The sequence below is a fragment of the Tunicatimonas pelagia genome (assembly GCF_030506325.1).
Classification (GTDB): Bacteria; Bacteroidota; Bacteroidia; order Cytophagales; family Cyclobacteriaceae; genus Tunicatimonas; species Tunicatimonas pelagia.
The window spans coordinates 2,192,215-2,211,092 of the sequence record NZ_CP120683.1; the positions used below are offsets into that span (position 1 = coordinate 2,192,215).

General features: G+C 42.8%; 19 protein-coding genes. 10 read left to right on the plus strand and 9 right to left on the minus strand.

Annotation, left to right across the window (positions count from 1 at the left end; all coding sequences use genetic code 11):
- Window positions 1–116: 116 nt before the first annotated feature.
- The 4 genes from P0M28_RS09165 to P0M28_RS09180 all read left to right on the plus strand — a co-directional run bounded on the left by P0M28_RS09165 (window position 117) and on the right by P0M28_RS09180 (window position 4,320).
- Window positions 117–1,637, plus strand: a complete 1,521-nt coding sequence (locus tag P0M28_RS09165) for a GAF domain-containing protein (protein WP_302209541.1) — start codon at window positions 117–119, stop codon at window positions 1,635–1,637.
- A 196-nt stretch (window positions 1,638–1,833) separates the two neighbouring features.
- On the plus strand, window positions 1,834–2,244 hold the full coding sequence (locus P0M28_RS09170) for a SpoIIAA family protein (RefSeq protein ID WP_302209542.1): 411 nt from the start codon (window positions 1,834–1,836) through the stop codon (window positions 2,242–2,244).
- 332 nt (window positions 2,245–2,576) lie between these two features.
- Window positions 2,577–3,371 (plus strand): thymidylate synthase, encoded by a 795-nt coding sequence (locus P0M28_RS09175; protein ID WP_302209543.1) that lies wholly within the window; start codon window positions 2,577–2,579, stop codon window positions 3,369–3,371.
- A 298-nt stretch (window positions 3,372–3,669) separates the two neighbouring features.
- Window positions 3,670–4,320 (plus strand): hypothetical protein, encoded by a 651-nt coding sequence (locus P0M28_RS09180; protein WP_302209544.1) that lies wholly within the window; start codon window positions 3,670–3,672, stop codon window positions 4,318–4,320.
- 7 nt (window positions 4,321–4,327) lie between these two features.
- Here P0M28_RS09180 and ispE read toward each other — a convergent pair whose 3' ends face one another.
- The 9 genes from ispE to P0M28_RS09225 all read right to left on the minus strand — a co-directional run bounded on the left by ispE (window position 4,328) and on the right by P0M28_RS09225 (window position 12,993).
- Window positions 4,328–5,149 (minus strand): 4-(cytidine 5'-diphospho)-2-C-methyl-D-erythritol kinase, encoded by an 822-nt coding sequence (ispE, locus tag P0M28_RS09185; protein ID WP_302209546.1) that lies wholly within the window; start codon window positions 5,147–5,149, stop codon window positions 4,328–4,330.
- Between the two features lie 81 nt (window positions 5,150–5,230).
- Window positions 5,231–6,043 carry an enoyl-ACP reductase FabI gene (locus P0M28_RS09190; RefSeq protein ID WP_302209548.1) on the minus strand — a complete coding sequence of 271 codons (813 nt, stop codon included), beginning with the start codon at window positions 6,041–6,043 and terminating at the stop codon, window positions 5,231–5,233.
- A 147-nt stretch (window positions 6,044–6,190) separates the two neighbouring features.
- Window positions 6,191–7,108, minus strand: a complete 918-nt coding sequence (locus tag P0M28_RS09195) for a DUF2279 domain-containing protein (protein WP_302209550.1) — start codon at window positions 7,106–7,108, stop codon at window positions 6,191–6,193.
- Window positions 7,109–7,189: 81 nt separating this feature from the next.
- Window positions 7,190–7,936, minus strand: a complete 747-nt coding sequence (locus P0M28_RS09200; RefSeq protein WP_302209552.1) for a DJ-1/PfpI family protein — start codon at window positions 7,934–7,936, stop codon at window positions 7,190–7,192.
- An 83-nt stretch (window positions 7,937–8,019) separates the two neighbouring features.
- Entirely contained in the window at window positions 8,020–8,733 is a 714-nt protein-coding gene (locus tag P0M28_RS09205; RefSeq protein WP_302209553.1) for an Eco47II family restriction endonuclease, read from the minus strand.
- Between the two features lie 30 nt (window positions 8,734–8,763).
- Window positions 8,764–10,041 (minus strand): DNA (cytosine-5-)-methyltransferase, encoded by a 1,278-nt coding sequence (dcm, locus tag P0M28_RS09210; RefSeq protein ID WP_302209555.1) that lies wholly within the window; start codon window positions 10,039–10,041, stop codon window positions 8,764–8,766.
- A gap of 45 nt (window positions 10,042–10,086) precedes the next feature.
- Window positions 10,087–11,544 carry an N-acetylmuramoyl-L-alanine amidase gene (locus tag P0M28_RS09215; RefSeq protein WP_302209556.1) on the minus strand — a complete coding sequence of 486 codons (1,458 nt, stop codon included), beginning with the start codon at window positions 11,542–11,544 and terminating at the stop codon, window positions 10,087–10,089.
- Window positions 11,541–11,921, minus strand: coding sequence for a BlaI/MecI/CopY family transcriptional regulator (locus P0M28_RS09220; RefSeq protein ID WP_367281907.1), 381 nt, complete (start codon window positions 11,919–11,921; stop codon window positions 11,541–11,543). Before P0M28_RS09220 ends, P0M28_RS09215 begins: the two co-directional genes overlap by 4 nt.
- 28 nt (window positions 11,922–11,949) lie before the next feature.
- Window positions 11,950–12,993 (minus strand): DUF418 domain-containing protein, encoded by a 1,044-nt coding sequence (locus P0M28_RS09225; protein WP_302209557.1) that lies wholly within the window; start codon window positions 12,991–12,993, stop codon window positions 11,950–11,952.
- Window positions 12,994–13,610: 617 nt separating this feature from the next.
- Between P0M28_RS09225 and P0M28_RS09230 the strand changes: the two genes are divergently transcribed.
- Genes P0M28_RS09230 through P0M28_RS09255 form a run of 6 tightly spaced genes read left to right on the plus strand, consistent with a single transcriptional unit; the run spans window position 13,611 to window position 18,696 of the window.
- Window positions 13,611–14,699: a DegT/DnrJ/EryC1/StrS family aminotransferase gene (locus tag P0M28_RS09230; RefSeq protein ID WP_302209559.1), complete on the plus strand. Its 1,089-nt coding sequence runs from the start codon at window positions 13,611–13,613 to the stop codon at window positions 14,697–14,699.
- Between the two features lie 2 nt (window positions 14,700–14,701).
- Window positions 14,702–15,439: a WbqC family protein gene (locus P0M28_RS09235; RefSeq protein WP_302209560.1), complete on the plus strand. Its 738-nt coding sequence runs from the start codon at window positions 14,702–14,704 to the stop codon at window positions 15,437–15,439.
- The gene (locus P0M28_RS09240; RefSeq protein WP_302209561.1) at window positions 15,420–16,112 is read left to right on the plus strand and encodes an acetyltransferase; all 693 of its coding nucleotides are present in this window, start codon (window positions 15,420–15,422) and stop codon (window positions 16,110–16,112) included. The genes P0M28_RS09235 and P0M28_RS09240 overlap by 20 nt, the downstream gene beginning before the upstream one ends.
- A gap of 2 nt (window positions 16,113–16,114) precedes the next feature.
- Window positions 16,115–17,041 (plus strand): hypothetical protein, encoded by a 927-nt coding sequence (locus P0M28_RS09245; RefSeq protein ID WP_302209562.1) that lies wholly within the window; start codon window positions 16,115–16,117, stop codon window positions 17,039–17,041.
- Window positions 17,042–17,044: 3 nt separating this feature from the next.
- The gene (locus tag P0M28_RS09250) at window positions 17,045–17,719 is read left to right on the plus strand and encodes a hypothetical protein (RefSeq protein ID WP_302209563.1); all 675 of its coding nucleotides are present in this window, start codon (window positions 17,045–17,047) and stop codon (window positions 17,717–17,719) included.
- Entirely contained in the window at window positions 17,710–18,696 is a 987-nt protein-coding gene (locus tag P0M28_RS09255) for a glycosyltransferase family 2 protein (RefSeq protein ID WP_302209564.1), read from the plus strand. The genes P0M28_RS09250 and P0M28_RS09255 overlap by 10 nt, the downstream gene beginning before the upstream one ends.
- Window positions 18,697–18,878: the final 182 nt, after the last annotated feature.

An 18,878-nucleotide genomic window follows, 5' to 3' on the forward strand; every position in this document is an offset into this window, starting at 1 on the left:
TAGCGTAATATGCCAGATGTAACTTAGCCACTCAAATTCAGTATTAAGAGTCTTTTTTAGATTATACTTTTGGTTAAGTATTTATAACCAATGGTGCAGTCTAAACCATAAGATTCATGACATTCGCCCAAGTACTCAATGCGGGTATTCGAGATGACCAGCCCTCTTACCTACAAAAGAAAATACGGATTGCTAATAGTGTGGCACTCATTATCAGCTTTGGAGTAGCGGTTCCATTCATAATTATTTCTGGAATTCATTTTCCGCCCCTAGTTCTGGTTCCTATCATAGGCGTTATCATATCCCTCGGAGTTGTAGGCCTAAACGCCTTGAATAAAACTACGTCCGCAAGACTTATTATTTCACTGCTACCGCTTATGTTAGCTGCCGCCTACAATGTCGGATTGGCCTCAGTAGGTGAGCCACCGGTAACCGGACTATACATGATAGAACTTGGGTTTTCTATTACCGTGTTTCTAGTCTTTGATCTACGGGAAAAAAGATATTTGATCTCTTTGGTTATTATTGTTTTACTAATCATTTTCTCCTTTCCGTACACTCAACATTGGTGGGAACCTAATGTGGATGCAACTATCATCCGAGAAGGATACGTAGGGGTAATCGCTGTCTTAACTAGCATTTTGTATACTTTCGGCAGTGTTTTCATATTGGCACAACAAAATTTCTTCTCTGAAAACAAATTTGCTCAATTGCTTACTGAAGCGAAAGAGACCAATGAAACAGCTAAGCAGTCAGAACAAGAACTCAAAGAAAGCTTGAAGCAGTTAGAAGAAGCTCAAGAAGAAGAGAAACAGCGACAATGGGTGACTGAAGGGCTAACTCAGACGGTAAGTATTCTTCGTGAGAATGATGATTTGCCAAGCATGAGCGAAAAAATTGTTAGCCATATTATTCGCTACATCAATGCCAATCAGGGGGGGCTTTTTATTGTTGATGAGCAGGATAGTGAGAAGTATCTGCGCCTTCAAGCTTGTTATGCTTACGGACGTAAAAAATTTAAGAAAAAGACGGTGGCTATTGGCGAAGGATTACTGGGTCAGGCTTACCTGGAAAAAGAATACAGCTACCTCACTGAAATCCCTCAGAACTACGTGAACATTACTTCCGGATTAGGTAAGGCTACCCCTAGAGCTTTACTTATTATGCCTCTCATTATTAATGAGGAGGTAGAAGGAGTGCTGGAGTTGGCTTCTCTGCAAGAGTTTAAACCACATGAGATTGAGTTTATGCAAACACTGGGCGAAAGCATTGCCGCTACGCTACGTAATGCTCGGATAAGCACTCAGACAAAAGCACTATTGGAAGAGTCGCAACAGCAGGCTGAAGAGATGCAAGCACAGGAAGAAGAGATGCGGCAAAATATGGAGGAGATGCAGGCTACCCAAGAACAGTCGGAGCGGCTACGAACTGAATTAGAAGAAAGCGAAAATTTACTAAAAGAAAAGCTGAAAGAACTAGAAGCAGCTCAGCGCGAAACTGAGGAAGTACGACGAGTTGAACAGCAGCGAACCGAAGAACAAATCAAGTCCAGAAAAAAGATGATGGAAAAAGCGATGCAAAAGTTTAAGGAAAGAGAACAAGAGTTATTGGCTCAACTGGAAGCTGCCAAAAAATAACTCATATCATTCATTTCTTGAACAGTTAGTAAAGTTTGAGTAATCTCTCTATGCAATTGACGAGAATGCTAACTGCTCTTGCATTTCAGACTTTTAAGACAGGCATAAACCATCTGATTTTTGTATTGCACAAATACTTAGCCACCACATTACTAACCAATACCCCCCACTTTTATTCACATAATTAATTTTACAAATGGAAGCAACAGCAATTTCAGTAAAAAATGGATTAGGAAACGATTTTCTGCACATTGAGTACAATGAAGCTAGTAAATGGGTTTATGCCCGCTGGGTTGGTGATGTCACTAATGAAGACGTGAAACATGGAGCTGAAAAAATACTAGAGCAACTACAGCAACACCATTGCCCTCATATACTTAACGACAATCGAGAACTGGTCGGTTCGTGGGATGAAGTTACTGAATGGGTTCAGCAAGACTGGATGCCGCGCGCTATTGGTGCGGGACTACAGAAGTTTGCCCATATAATATCTCCCGATATTTTCGCTGCTATGTCGGTAGAAGAAATGGTAACCCGGGCAAGTGGTTTTGAGATGCGTATTTTTGAAGATGAGGCCGAGGCAAAAGCTTGGTTGGAGTCAGAATAAACTTTTATTTATTTACAGATACTGTAGAAGCGAAGTTAGTGTAGAGCTAGCTTCGCTTTTTTCTTTTTAGAAGAGCATCTTTATACGACAATCTGAAATGTGCCCTATCCGATTTGTGTATTCTTAGCAAGTTGCCCATCTTTACAAGTGCAATTGAAACCGCAGCGGCGGCCGATGGACAATGGATAGTTAGAAAGCTACAATAATGTAAATAGCTATAATCTAGGTATCTTGGATAATCTGTAAAATCTGATTTAAGCGAAGAGAGCATTTACTATTCACCTGCAATTATTAACTTTCCGTTTTCAATTATCCACTATCAACTAGTTATTATGCAGCAGTATCTTGATTTGATGCGTCATATTTTGGATCATGGCGTGAAGAAGGAAGACCGCACCGGAACCGGTACATTGAGTGTATTCGGCCACCAAATGCGCTTTGATCTGCAAGAAGGCTTTCCGGTGACTACCACTAAAAAACTGCATCTGCGCTCAATTATTCATGAGCTGCTATGGTTCTTGCAAGGTGATACCAACATTGGCTACTTAAAAGAAAACAAAGTAAGAATTTGGGATGAGTGGGCAGATGAAAATGGTGATCTGGGTCCCGTATACGGCCACCAGTGGCGAAGCTGGCCTGCCCCCGACGGTCGCTCCATCGATCAGATTAAGCAGATACTACACCAAATCAAAAACACCCCTAACTCCCGCCGAATTATGGTATCGGCCTGGAATGTGGCCGATGTAGAGCGAATGGCCCTACCGCCCTGTCATGCCTTGTTTCAGTTCTACGTAGCTGAGGGAAAGCTTTCCTGTCAGTTGTACCAGCGTAGTGCCGATGTCTTTCTGGGGGTTCCTTTTAATATTGCCTCCTACGCTCTGCTGACCATGATGGTTGCTCAGGTCTGCAATCTGAAGCCCGGTGAGTTTATTCACACCTTCGGCGATGCCCATCTTTATACCAACCATCTTGAGCAAGCCGGACTACAACTTAGCCGGAACCCTCGTCCGTTACCCATCATGAAAATCAACTCCGAAGTGACCGATCTTTTTGCATTTTGCTACGAAGATTTTGAGCTAGTTAATTACGATCCGCACCCTCACATTAAAGCCGAAGTAGCGATTTAGTGCAAGGTTTTCGTACCCCTCCTTCATTCTAATAATTTATCCTACCAAACGAATAGCTAGTTACATAAGTAATGTAAACTGTAAATGCCCATCTATATTTTTTTAAGAAAATGAAAAATAAAAATAGTGCTACAAATTGCACTTTTTCGTCCCTTTGCTTCCTCGCTTGGTAGGTTCGTAGTGGGGATTTTCAACGAATAGTACCTGTCTGAGGTTCGATAACAAACTCAGGATTAAAGTGGTGGAATAGGTGTCAAGTTTGATACAGTTAGGCCGAATGTCTAATTGTTGAACCACCATGAAATATATCAGTCTTTTCCTCCTCAGTATCATCACCCACATTGTTCAAGCGTCTGACCTACCTCAATACGGGGTTTGGTGCTTCGGAAAAATAACGCTAGATAACAATGTAATACTGGAGGGCAAGATTAGTTACGATCTTAAGTTTGAGGCCATTAAAGTTAAAACCGATGATCTGGTAAGAACCTACACCGCCGAAAACATTACTAATTTTGAGATATTCGATCCTATTAAGTACCGACATCGCAAGTACGTAGCAGTAGATCATGTTATGAAAGAAGGATATAAGCGTAAAACCTTTTTTGAGGTGCTCTCTGATGGAAAGATTTCAATATTGAGAAAGAGTAAATACGTGCGTCGTCCGCGGGTAACTGAAGATTACCGGGCACCCCATGTGTATCTCAATGCTGTTTGTCGACATACGTACTACGTTTACCAAGGGGACAAATTTGTAGAAATAGAAGATTTTGTATCGCAGGTAATGCCGATGATGACCTCACACCAAGAGGAGGTAACCAGTTACGTAAAGCAGTGCAAACTGAAACTAAAGGCCATTCACGAGCAAATGCGTGTTATCCATTTGTACAACCAGCTAACGGCTCAGCCAGAAAAATCTTTTTTACTAAGCGAATCAATGAGTGAGGAGTAGCTAGTTTCTACAACTTGCTCTGCCATACTGAGTATGTGCGACTCAAATCGCTAATGTCCGGGGCTTGTGGGAACAAACCATACATGGTAGAACCAGAACCACTCATGCTAGCGTAGAACGCTCCGGCATCGTAAAGTTGCTTTTTAATATCTTCTAGCACCGGATACCGAGCGAATACCGATGCTTCAAAGTCATTCGCTAGATTATCTGTCCATTTCTCAGCCGATTGTTTTATCAGCTCATGGAGTGATGCTGACGGCATGGAGGGATTTACCTGCCGGGGAACTACTTTAGCGTAGGCTTCGGCGGTAGATACTGAAATATCCGGAAATACTAACACGATGTGCTTCCCACTTAGATCCAGTGATATTTCCTGAAACTCGTTACCCGTTCCACTGGCTAACACTGGTTGATTCCGAATAAAAAACGGACAATCGCTACCCAACTGGCTAGCGTAACCTTCCAGCCGATCATCAGTGAGTGACAAAGAAAACAGCTCATTCAGGCTTCGGAGTAAAAAAGAAGCGTTGGATGAACCGCCACCTAACCCGCCGCCCATCGGGATTATTTTATGTAAATGAATTTGAACTGGCGGCAGGTCAAAGTCAGTTTGTAACAACTCATAAGCCCGCACGCACAGATTATCTTCGGGCTTTCCTGGAATTGATAATCCCGAAGTAGTAAACTGAAAGGCTTTACTTTCAATTACCTCCAGAATATCCCGTAGCGGAATGGGCACGAAGCAGGTTTCAATGTTATGATAGCCATCCTCCCGCTTACTTACAACGTGTAAGCCTAAATTGATCTTAGCATTGGGGAAAACTACCATATCTGGAAACCGAAAACCGGAGTCTGGAAACCGGATTCCGGTCCCAGCGGGGAACCGCTCCGCTATCCGGACTCTGTATTTTTATTTGCTCATTTCTTCAATAATGGCCTCACTGATACCGGCGGAAGAGAAACCTCCGTCGTGCATCAGGTTCTGCATGGTAACCATACGGGTAAGATCGGAGAAAAGCGTAATAACGTAATTGGCACAATCATCACCGGAAGCATTACCAAGCGGTGACATTTTATCGGCGTAGTCAAAAAATACGTCAAATCCTGATATACCTATGCCCGCCGTAGTTTTGGTAGGTGACTGCGAAACGGTATTCACCCGGATGTTTTTCAGACGAGCTAAGCGGGCACCGTAGCTACGGGCAATAGATTCTAACACTGCTTTGGCCTGGGCCATGTCGCCGTAGTCAGGAAAGTTGCGTTGGGAAGCAATATAGCTTAGGGCAACAATAGAACCCCACTCATTCACTACGTCCATCTTCTCAGCTACCTGCATCACTTTGTGGAAAGACAAACCAGAAATATCGAGAGTTTTTAGAAACCAGTCGTAGTTCAAGTTACCGTATTCCCGACCTTTCCGAACATTAGGGCTCATGCCAATAGAGTGCAGGATAAAGTCCAGCTTGCCATCTAAAACTTCGGTAGAATCCTGCAATAGTTTCTCTAGATCTTCCAATGAGGTGGCGTCAGCCGGTAGCACTTTGGCATCGCACTGTTCGGCTAACTCGTTAATTTTGCCCATCCGCAGGGCTACGGGGGCGTTCGTTAATGTAAAAGAAGCTCCTTCTTCCCGGGCTTTCAGTGCTACTTTCCAGGCAATAGAGTTTTCGTCGAGTGCGCCAAAGATAATTCCCTTTTTTCCAGCTAATAAATTGTAACCCATAATCTATACGTTTGGTGATGTTGTGTATTTTCTAATTAGCAAAACTACACAATTTCGCTTGGCTTGAGTAGTCTAGTGTACTTTTTCCTCGTAGCCATAGAGTATAAGACTGGTGAAAATGCTGTTTCTGTTTGTATTCTGCCCTGGCTAAAAATACAGTGCCCGTACCTTAAATCCATCTACGCGGTTGTACTCCAGGGCTGGTGCGGGAATTTTAATGTAATTGAGTACCCCTAGAACTTTCCGCAGGTAAGGGTTGGCCACATTTAGTTTAGTCAGGTCAACATCTACCGATAAGAAGTACTGCCGATGGCGCACTAAGTCAGGCATTTGTATTCCTCGTGACACTTCGGGATTACGAAATTCAGCTAGCATTCCGTTGCCACTGTAGCCCCACGCCACGTTTAGCCACGGAGGTAAGCGCGATGAGCGAAATATAGATTTTAGGTTGGCTGATAACCAGTAAGTGTGTCCGTTGTAATCTTGAAAAAAGCGTTCGCCGTGTGTCTCACCCAGCACCCACGGGCGGTACTGAGCGTAACTGGAAGGCGAATAAGAGAACTTCATTCGCACGGCTTGTTCTCCCAGCCAAGCTTGTTGCGTAATGAATAAAGCAGAGCCGGCTGCATTAGCAATCATGTCGCCCCAAGAAAACCCGTAACCTTCGTACAAACCATCGAATACTTCGATAGGGGTTTGTAAAACCAAGCCCAACATGCCGCCGTACCATAATGATTTTTTATGAGATACTCCGGCCCAACGCAAAGCATGGTAACCTATCTCGCTTTCGAAATAAGCGGCATACGTATGCCCGGCTTTGTCTAGCTGGAGCCAACCAGCATTATCGTTGTACCAATGAAAGGGAACCGATTCGTGGTTACGGTACCACACAAACTGCAAGTAGGATAACCCCGCCGCATAAAACACAGACTCCGCCAAAATAACACCACGAAGCCGATCCCGACGAAGTGTGTCGGGGTACGTTGATTGGGCAGAGGTAGTACTAGCTGACAGAAAGGTTGCGAGCAAGAAGAAGCAACTGAATACTATTTTTCTAGCCTCCATAGAAAACGAACGTAACTCTGCGATTTAGCATCTACGAAAACAGAAATTTATTCTAACCTATACACAAATTAATCGCGCTATTTATAAATCAGCATCTACCACTAAGTGCGGAACAGTGGATAAATCCCAATCAATTACTAAACCTTGAGCCAGACTTTCCGCCACTTGTTTTCCGTAAAGATACTCGCAAAGATAGAGGGCGGCTTCAAAGGATTTGGCTCCTCCCGCCGAGGTGATGAATTTACCGTCGTGTACAAAAAGCACATTTTCGTGTACTTCCAGTTGAGGGAACATCTGCCGGTAAGCATCAACATCGCTCGGAAATGTGGTGGAAGCATGACCTTCCAAAATTCCGGTTTTGGCCAGTACAAATGCTCCGTCGCAATGAGAAGTAACGAATTGGGCGTTTTCAGATGTTTTACGCACAAAATTCAGCATAGCTTCATCTTCCAAATCAGTATCCAGATGATGCTCGGCACTGGGCACGACCAGAATATCAATGGGAGGAATGTCACCTTCAAGATAATTATAATCTGGCAGAATCCGCATTCCTTCAAAGGTGGTGATTACTTCGGTGGTATTGGCGACTGTAAATACCCGCATGGGTTTAATGCCCTCGCGGAAAATGGTATGCTGGAAAATATCGTAAGGTGCAGTCAGCTCGGTATTGTACACTCCATCCATAATTAATAAAGCCACATTGTAAGCTTCCGGTGAACTGTCTTTCGGGTCAGGAGTATTTTCAGCGATGGCAGGCTGAGTCGGACCACAAGCTACGCTGTATAGAATAAGTATGAATATGCAAAGGTTGTAAATGAAAGTTTCCATAGTCGAGATAAACCTGCGTTAAGTTAAGATTATTCAAAAATGGGTAAAAATTAGTGTTGCTCGCTCTTCTAATATACCCTTACTTATGAAGCTCCGTAGGCCGAACTAAAGAATACTTTCAGCTTATAAATATCTCGACCGGATAGTTCTAGCCCTGAGCACACCCTTATCACATCAGGAAGTACATTGAATAATTGTTCTAACGCATTATTTTCTCCAGTCACCATACTGTAAAAACTTGCACCATCTATTATTCTTATCTTTTCGTTTTCAGGTAACTTGGCTCCCGTTTTACCATCGGACGGAGTGAATGGCTTGTTGAACCTCTCAGGCTTTTTTGGAATAATAGTAACATAATAAGCGGTGTAATCGCGGTAGCGGCTCGCTTTTGGCATTACCTGACTTTCCATTGATTTGTATAGGTCAGAAAGATTGGAGCCTTTCACTGTATTATGTTTATTTTTTATCTCAGCTAATATTTTCCGATCATCAGACAAAAGATCCATCACATTTCCGGTCTTTAAATTCTCCCACCCTACTACATACCCTAAAATGGTCTGATGAAATTCTCCAATATGATTCTGCAGGGTTTTCTGGGATTGTCGGGCATACTCTCCTAACACCCACTTGTCATAATCAGTATTGAATCCAGCAATTTGGAAGATGGCTGAGAAAGGATCGATGACATTTTTGTTAAAACTTGTCCGGGCTTTGTCTTGTGTAATTTGAGCAACTGTAAGTAACTGCTGTACGCTCGTTTGTAAATCTTGATCGCTGATCCAAGTCAGGTACGCCATACATTTTATTGTAAAATATTTGCTCTAAAACTACTCAAAAGCCAGTTCCATCTGATCAAAATTGGCTGCTTTATCTTTTATGCCATACTCTTGGTAAACTTTATTTAAGAATTCAACAACAGAGTAACCTAACTCCCTTCCCAGATTTACGGGCACAGCATTCCCAATTTGTTTATACTGATTGCTTACCGAACCAGCAAATTTCCACTCATCAGGGAAGGTTTGTATTCGGGCATATTCCCTGACCGTAAATGGTCTGGTTTCATCAGGATGGCATCTTTCCGTTTGCTTTTGTGCCGGACTACAAGTAAGAGTTAACGACGGTTCGTCCCAACTTATTCTTCTGGCCATTCCCGTTTTTCCCCCACCCAGATAAAAGCTCTTTTGCATATACTCTTTCTGAAGGTCTAAAGGGAGGTCACGCCAATAGCCACCAGGAGGTACTAAGTCTAAAATCTCTTTCTTTCTTTTTGGGTAGGCAGAGCCTTCTGATTTGGGAACATCAGTGGAAAATAACTCCCCAGCCTTTAGGGCGTCTGATAAGTTATATATTTTCTTGTGCGGTCTAGGAAACTCAAACGCTATATCAATATCTTTTCTAATCCCAATCAGGATTAATCGCTCCCGTTTTTGGGGTACTTGATAAAATATTGCTTTAAGTATTCGCGGCTCAAGAGGTCGGTAACCAATTTCATCCAAAACTGACTTCATGCCTTCTATCGTCCGCCCATTATCATGATTTAACAGGCCACGGACGTTTTCGCCCACACAAATTAAAGGTTTAGTTTCATTGACTGCCCGGGCAAATTCATAGAATAGCGTGCCCCGAGCATCGTTAAAACCTAGCTTTTTTCCGGCGTAGCTAAATGCCTGACAAGGGAAACCACCAGTTACTACGTCAACCTTCCCAGCATAGCGGGCAAAATCGACGTTTTTAATATCATCCTCAATAACCCTCCACTTTGGTCGGTTTATTCTGAGAGTTTCAGCCGCCCAATGGTCAATTTCATTAAGAGCAACACATTTTAGCCCAGCTTTTTCTAAGCCAATAGCTAATCCTCCTGCCCCAGCAAATAGTTCTAATACTGAATAATTATGCTTAGGCTGGGTGAAGTTGTGGGTATCTGAGGAGCCAAATAAGGAGTTTAACTCCTCAAAAACTCCGAGTTGTTCCTTTCGATAAACACGATAGTTACTCATCGGCTCCCGCATGGCTGGCAGCTTACCATCTCTGTCCCATCGCCGTAGTGTCTCTTTACTTTTTCCTAGTAGGTCGGCAACTTCCGTAATGGTGTAGTACTCTTTCATAAATAACCAAATTTGTAAACATTACACATGGTTACAAATATAGAATTATTTCTCTTGAATCTCATTGATCGTTTGTACGATTTGAGACGCCAATCGTCGCTGATTCTTTTCGGACTCTAAAAAGGCTGACTCCTGAGGGTTAGACAGAAAACCTAAGTTAAGTAGCACCGATGGGCATGGAGTATTTTTCAGCACGAGAAAATCAGCTTGTTTCACTGCGCTTTTTCCAGCTTTGGTGAGCGTGATGTTTTGAATAAACTGCTGGCTATATTTTTCTGACAGGTCACTCTGAGCATTTTGCGTCGAATAATAAGCCTCTAAACCCTGTTGTGCTTCGTCATCGTGCTGATTGATGTGCAGTGAGAGAAACAAATCGGCATTACTCTGATTAGCCACTTCCACCCGGTCGGCTAAAGAAATAGCATTGTCGCCTTCGCGGGTGTAAATTAACCGAACCGAAGAAGTTGAAACCAGTTCATCCATCGCTTGGGCAATCGCTAATACTACATCTTTTTCTTCTAGTTGCCCATTGGTAGTTCCAGCATCTGCCCCACCGTGCCCAGCATCAATTACTACGGTAAATACCGAGCCGTCTGGATAGTACGTCGATTGATTTAACTGAGCCGTGAAGGCAGTCATTACGAATAAGCCTACTGCCGCTAGTGCGGTAAATCCTAGCTTACTGGCGAAAGCCACGGGGGAAGAAACAGTGCGTTGCATCATAATAATTCGGTGTTTAGTTAAAGAATAATGAAAACCACTACCCAGATGGGGGTAAGAGCGATGGTGCATAAAATCTAATAATGTATGACTATAAGCCGAAGCCTCAGATGTCTGGCTGATTACGTAGTTATCAGCGCAAAACTCATGATTAGCCACTAGTGCCCGACGATACGCCCACAGCAGCGGATGAAACCAGCCGAAAATCAAGACTAGCTCCATGAATAAAATATCTAGCGTATGCCTGTGACGAACGTGAAGCGATTCGTGCCGAATAATATCTTGGGGAATACCGCCTTGTAAATATTCATCCTGGTTTGCAACGACATAACGACCGAAACTAAACGGAGCTATGGGTTCTTTCACTAAGCGAAGTAGTGTTTCGCCGTTAGTATGGTGCTCTGCATTTGCCAGTAAGCGGTACATTGCCCAAAGATTTTTAGTAAAGCGAAAAGTCATTCCCAGCACGCCGATTCCGTAAACCAAGTACAGTAGATAAGCTAAGCTGAACTCAGACGACTGGACGGAGGAAGATGCGCCAGTGTTTTCTGTAACTGCCGGAAACTCTAAAGCTTTGGCAGTAAACTGAAGGTGGCTATCGTCAAAATAAGTGGCTTGAAATAAATCTGGTAGCGCAGCCAACGGAATAAGTAGCGAGAAAATGATTGACCCCAGCAAATAGAACCGATTAAACAGAAACCACTTATCCTTTTGGAAGAAAAGATGGTAGCAACCCAGTAGCAACGCCAGGCTGATGGTGGCTTTAAGTAAGTAAAAAATCATTGTTTCTTCTTTTCCTCAATTTGTTCCTGAATAATACCCCGTAGCTCTTCTAATTCCTCGAGCGACAAATCAGCTTTAGCGGTGAAGAAGGAAGCAAACTGAGCCGGAGAATTATTGAAGAAGTTCTGAACGATCTGGTTGAAGTGGCTCTTCATATATTCTCCCTTCTTCAATTTCGGGAAGTACTCTCGCACCTTACCCCGCTGGATAAATCCTACCAATTCCTTATTGATCATGCGGGTAAGTAAAGTAGCAATAGTGGTGTAGGCGGGTTTAGGCTCAGGAAATGCCTCTACCAGATCTTTCATATAGGCCTTCTCCAGCTTCCAGAGGTAGTTCATCAGTTGCTCTTCGGCTTTGGTTAGTTTTTTCATCATAAACTCATTCAAAATTTTAGTGCTGCTTTTACTGAAATGGTTGATAGGTAAGTTTGCGCCATAGCTTTTCCAACGGGCCTTGAGCGAATTTTCTCATCCAAAACCAACTGATACTGAGTTGAAGCAGCCAAATGATTATTACAAACAGTAGTAGTTCAGCGCGTGAATACTGATTATACTTTCCCAGTCCATAGCCGTAGAAGATTAGCCCGCAAATAATGCTTTGCAGTATATAGTTGCTGAGAGCCATTCGTCCGACATAGGAAATAAGGTTTGCTGCAAATCTCTTCAAATACTTTTGATACAAACCATTGAGTAACAGAATATACGCTAGCCCTAAAGTCTCTTTGGGAAAAGTAAATAACCAGCTCTGCCCTAGACTTTTCACGGGCTCGAAATACTCAAATGTCCAGTGATAGTACCGGAAATAATTCATCGTTAGTGCAGCAGCCAAAATAACTAGCGTAATGGGCCAGTAATATTTTACCGAGCGATAATCGTGAAACACGCCCAATTTGTACAGTATTATTCCAAGGACCATCATCAGGAGCGTGCGGAACAGTATGCCCTGGTAAAAGACAGCACCTTTATGGACTTTCGTGTGTTCGGCATTGGCTAGCCAGCTTTGATAAAGCGTCGTTCGCGGTATATCTATATTAGAACGGTCTGCCTCACCGGGCTGAGTTCTTTTCTCCCAGATTTTTATTCTTTTCTGATCTTCTTCAGTTCGTTCTTCCTCAGCTAACTCAACTGCCTGGGTATATTGATGGAATTGTTCTTTCGTCTTACTCGCACGTTTGTAGGAGTTGTAAAGCAGTATTCCAGCAAATAAGAACACCACCATTACGAGCTGATTTACCTTAAATGAACGAAGAGGGAACAGAAAAAAACCGCAGGCAGCGTAGTGATACAAAACGTCACCGTTCCAGATAAGATAAGCGTGAGCCAAGCCAAACAAAAATAGCCAAAGTAGCCGTCGGGCATAAATATCCATTGCCTTCAACCCCAGATCTTTACGCTCCATTCTTTCTAAGAAAACATAGAAGCCCACTCCAAACAGTAAGGTAAACATACTAAAGAATTTACCTTGGGCTAGAAAGAATACCCAAAAACGAACGAGATGGTCAGTCTCACTAGCGAAACCATATTTGTATGGGTTCCAAGGGTCGGGATAGGAAAAAGACTCAATGTTAATGATCAAGATGCCTAGCAACGCAATCCCTCGTAAAAAGTCAAGGGAATTAATTCTTTCAGATGGTGAAGTAGGCTTTAGCACGGACAATATTTACTACCAATAAAGTATAATTACTACAAATGTAGTAATAAAAATTACTTATCAAAATACTGGCTGCTACTCAAGCGAGATTCTTAGCAATTTGCTAACCGTACTTTACAATATAGCAATCACTGTCTGCCCCCATCTATTGTTATATCTTTATCTCTCTAGGACGTTTTTACCTATCGGTAGATCACTGATAGTCAATTTCTGTTTTTATCTTAATGTAGATGAGCTAAATAAGATTATGCGATTATTATAGTATATTGATACCCCTAGCTTTATATCTTCGCAAGTAGTTTTATATTGAATAGAAAATACTTTATAAGTATTATTAACTATTTTAAATAATTTTTTGTCTTTTTATCATATTAAACTTAATTTTATATGATATTTTTTATAATAACAATATTTTGATTGTTCCAAAAACAAATCTACACGTCACTAAAACTTACCTACCCCCTCTGGACGAATACCTATCGTACGTAAGAGAAATATGGGAAGAAGGATGGGTCACCAATAATGGTCGTCTGGTTCAACAGCTAGAGAATCACTTAAAGCAATTTTTAGGAGTATCTTATCTACAGTATGTGAATAATGGTACGGTGGCTCTACAGTTGGCTTTAAATGCACTGAAATTAAAAGGGAAAATCTTAACAACACCCTACTCCTACGTAGCTACATCGAGTGTAATACACTGGGAAAACTGCCAACCGGTTTTCGTTGATATTCACCCTGAAACGTTATGTATCGATCCTAACTTAATTGAGGAGCACATTGATGAACAGACAACTGCTATTTTGGCTACCCATGTATACGGCTATCCCTGTGATGTGGCAGCAATTGACCGGATTGCTAAAAAACATAATCTGAAAGTCATTTACGATGGTGCCCATGCTTTTGGAGTTAAAATAAATGGTACTCCTATTTACCAATACGGCGATATTTCTACCATTAGCTTTCACGCTACCAAAGTATTTCATACGGTAGAGGGGGGGGCTGTAATAACTAATGAGCCAGAGGTAGACGAGCGCGTGTTCTTGTCCAAAGCTTTCGGCCACCGAGGTGATGAGCACTACCGGATTGGTATTAACGGCAAGAATTCAGAATTTCATGCAGCTATGGGGTTGTGCAATCTTCCCCGGATAGGTGAAGCTATTCTACAGCGAAAGCAGTTGTCAGAGCTATATCAGGAACAGCTTAAAGAACTTCCCATAAGAACACTACAGCCAAGTGATTCCTTATCGTACAACTATGCCTACTTTCCGATAATACTTGAGGATTACAACACTATGCAACGCATCAAGCAAGGCTTAGAGGAACAGGGTATTTTTCCCCGACGTTACTTTTATCCGGCTCTGAACCAACTGCCTTACCACCAAGGCTCGCCTTGCCCAGTGGCTGAAGATATTGTTCAGCGAGTACTGTGCCTTCCGCTACACAATACGCTGAAAGAGGATGAAGCAGTGCTCGTAGCGTCGGTCATCAAACAACTATTTTAGCGATGCAAATAGCCGTGATGCAACCCTATATCTTTCCTTATTTAGGATATTACCAATTGGTAGCATCAGCAGATCGGTTTATCTTCTTCAACGATGTTAATTTTATAAAGAAGGGGTGGATTCATCGGAACACAATAGCCGTACAACAAAAGCCCTATCGCTTTACGGTGCCATTGCAACAGGCTAGTCAGAATAAAGCCATTTTGGACACCCTACTTCATCCGGTTGAATACCCTCGTTGGCGCAAGAAGTTTTTAACAACGCTAAATCAATCTTACCAAGAGAGTCCCTTTTTTAATGAAACGTACGCCCTCGTCAGCGAAGTGTTGTATGCTAGTGTTGATTCTATTGCAGATCTGGCGGCCAATAGCATTATCACGGTAACGAAGCACCTGGGTTTAAACCTAGGTTTCACCTATTCTTCAGACCTTCCCTATCATCGAGATGGTGATGGTCAGGATAAAATACTTTCCATTTGCCAATTACAACAAGCCTCAGCATATGTTAACCCCATTGGAGGAAAGGAACTATACGAGCATGAAGCGTTCCAGCAGAATAATCTTCAGCTTAGTTTTCTGCAATCGTTAGATATAACGTATTCGCAATCCGCGCCTACCTTCATTGCTAATTTATCTATTATCGACGTACTGATGCACTGCTCAGTGCCCGAAATTAAGAAGCTTCTGCTCCAATACAAGTTGATTACCAAAACACCAACCTATGAGTCAAGCCAACTATAAAATAGTTATTTTCGGTGATAGTCAATTAGCGAGCTTAGCCCACTTCTACTTTAAGCACGATAGCCCGCACCAAGTAGTAGGGTTCACCGTAGATCGAGCCTACGCTAAGGAGTCAGAATACGAAGGTTTACCTTTGGTGCCCTTTGAAGAAGTCACTCAGCACTTTCCGCCCGATAGCTATCAGATGTTTTTGCCTATTAGCTTTAAGCAGATGAGCTACTTACGCCGAGCAAAATACGAAGCTGCTAAGGAGATGGGCTATACACTGGTAAGCTACGTCAGTTCCAAGGCTACTACTTGGGGCGATTTAACTATCGGTGATAACTGCTTTATTTTTGAGGACAACACTATTCAGCCCTTCGTTACTATTGGTAATAATTGTGTGCTGTGGAGTGGGAATCATATTGGCCATCATTCAGTTATCAAAGACCACGTATTTATTACCTCTCACGTGGTAGTTTCTGGTTGCTGTACTATTGACGAGCATACCTTTCTGGGTGTGAACGCCACCATTCGGGACGAAACTCACGTGGCAAAAGCAACCTTGGTAGGCATGGGAGCCAACATAACCAAAGATACCCAGCCATTTGAGATCCATTTGGGCCAAAGCTCTACCAAAATGCGTAAGCGTAGCATTGATTTGGATAGTCTCTCTCATAAAAGTGGCGGATAAATATGTGGCAAAAAAAAGGAATAATATTTTCTACCGATCATAACCATCCTTGGATGGTGACCCACGCTTGTGTCCCTACCGTACACGTACTCGATGATGATACTTTCCGGATTTTCTTCGCACCGCGTAATGCTCGGGGACAAAGTATTCTGACCTTCCTTGACGTGGACGCCAACAACCCATCCAGGGTAAAGTACTTACACGACAGCCCAATAATGGAACTGGGAAAGTTGGGTACCTTCGACGATGGTGGCATCATGCCCTGCTGCGTGATCCCCACCGAGCGGGGATTGTATTTGTACTACGTAGGATGGAACCCGAGCGGCTCGGTTCCTTACCGTAACGCCATCGGGCTTGCGGTTAGCCATAACAATGGGCAAACGTTTGAGCGAATGTTCGACGGAGCTATCGTAGACCGAAATCAGCACGAACCCTATTTCACCGCTTCACCTTGGATTATGCGAGAAAGCGAGCAGTGGCATATGTGGTACGCTTCCAGTACAGGGTTCGCCGTAATTGACCAAAAGCCTGAACCATTGTACATTATTAAGTACGCTCACTCCATCAACGGCATTGATTGGGTACGAAAAAATATTACCTGTATCCACCCTCACGACGACTACGAAGCGAACGCCAGAGCCACCGTAATAAAAGAGCAGGGTATCTATCGGATGTGGTACGCCTACCGGGGCAGTGTTGACTACCGCGACGGTTCAGGTAGCTATCGGATTGGCTACGCTGAGTCAAGAAACGCCATTGAATGGGAACGAAAGGATCATCAGGCTGGTATTCAGTACTCAGACCAGGGGTGGGACTCTACCATGCAAACGTACCCTTGCGTGGTGGTACACCACGGGAAGAAATATTTATTTTACAATGGCAATGGGTTTGGCCGAACGGGTATTGGCTACGCCATCTATGAAGAATAGCTTATGAAGACGACTATTTTTGACTACGATCAGGAGGAGTACAACTTTGCTGAGATTATCACTGACTATTTAGAAGCAGATGACCTCTCACAACTGCGAGCTTCGTTGAACGGTGAGAAGTTTGAAGCAAACTCGCTTTACAAAAATATGGAGCAGAGTTCAGTCTATCAGCGACTGTATGCTTGCCTAAATTCAGAAGAGGGAAAGCAATTTTATAATACCTACGAGCGATTTGTTCAAGAAGTCATTCGTCCACAGTACGATGAGCCGATTCTTTACCAAAAAAAGCCTACCCACCGTATTCTATTTTTAGATACTCCCGGAATTTCTCGCTTTCATCGGGATCGTGACTACGGACATAATACTGCCGAGATCAATTATTTTGTACCCCAGACTAAAGCGTTCGATACCAATACCGTTTGGATTGAAAGTGAAGAAGGCTTACAAGATTTTAATCCTATGGAATTAGAGATTGGTCAGTTTGCCCGCTTCAATGGAGCCTCCTTAGAGCACGGAGCTGTGGTGAACGCTACCGGAAAAAGCCGGGTTTCTTTTGATTTTCGGATTATTCCGTTTTCCAAAACTCCAGCAAAAATTACGGATACATCCTCGTGGAATGAAGCAGATAAGGAGAACCCCCTATTTCAAAACGCTCATAGCTTCTCATTGTGCCACTAAATTCATTAATTGTTAGTGTGCCTCACCAGCCAAAAAGCGGCAATTCTTGGAGGATTACCCCCAAGGTCAGCGTATCAATCATTACGTATAATCACGAGAAATACATCGCTCAGGCCATTGATAGTGTGCTCAAGCAGCGGGTTACTTTCCACTACGAAATCATTATTGGCGACGATTGTTCTTCCGATGGCACCCGCCAGATACTACAAGCGTATCAGCAGAAGTACCCAGACGTTATTCAGTTGGTATTGCACCCCCACCGCTACCAGGGGGTACCAGGAAGGCTAAACAATATCACTAATCTATACGCTTGCCGGGGACAGTACGTTGCCCTGTTAGATGGGGATGATTACTGGATTAGCGAAGACAAACTACAGCAACAAGTAGACTTTTTAGACAAAAATCATAACTATGCCCTCGCTTTTCACGATGCTGTAATTACCTCCGACGAGAATGCCTTTACGGATTATAATCATAGTGATGAGTTCGATTTTTTGAAAGCGAAAGAATCATTCACTCATTCGGACGTAGCCGAGCGATGGTTCATGCAAACATCTTCTATTATGTACCGGAACAAGCTTTTGGGGGAGTTCCCTAACTGGTTCTGGAATATTTATAGTGCCGACTATGTTATACAGCTACTAATTTCTCAACACGGGAAAGTCCGATATTTTCACAATTTGAAAAGTGTTCGGCGAAAAAATCAAGCTAGTTTTAGTGCTACACAAAACCAATCGCTGCACGGCAATTTAAGGCGAATAGAGGAAATGATTCTTTTACGTAAAGAGTTCAAGCAGGTACGTTCCTCTGCTTCGTTTAGTAGACGGTTGGCAAAATACTATTATCGCCATGCTTCTCTACTCAGAAAGCAGAAGTCCTATTCAAAAGCAGCTAACTATTTACTTAAATGTATCTATGCTGATTGGAAATATTTTACTGCTTCATCTGGAATAGCTAGATTGCCCCTTAGGTTTTAAAATTTGGTTACAGAGTACTTAATGTTAGAGCGTGTTTGGATTTTATTTTTAGAATTTATTATGAGGTGTTTTTCGGACAGACGAGACTCTTTTTGAGGAGGATAGCCTAAGCTATCGTCCGAAAAAAAGGCGAAGTATGGGCGGAAAACAGCCATCAGAAAACTAAAGGATAAAGTTCAAAC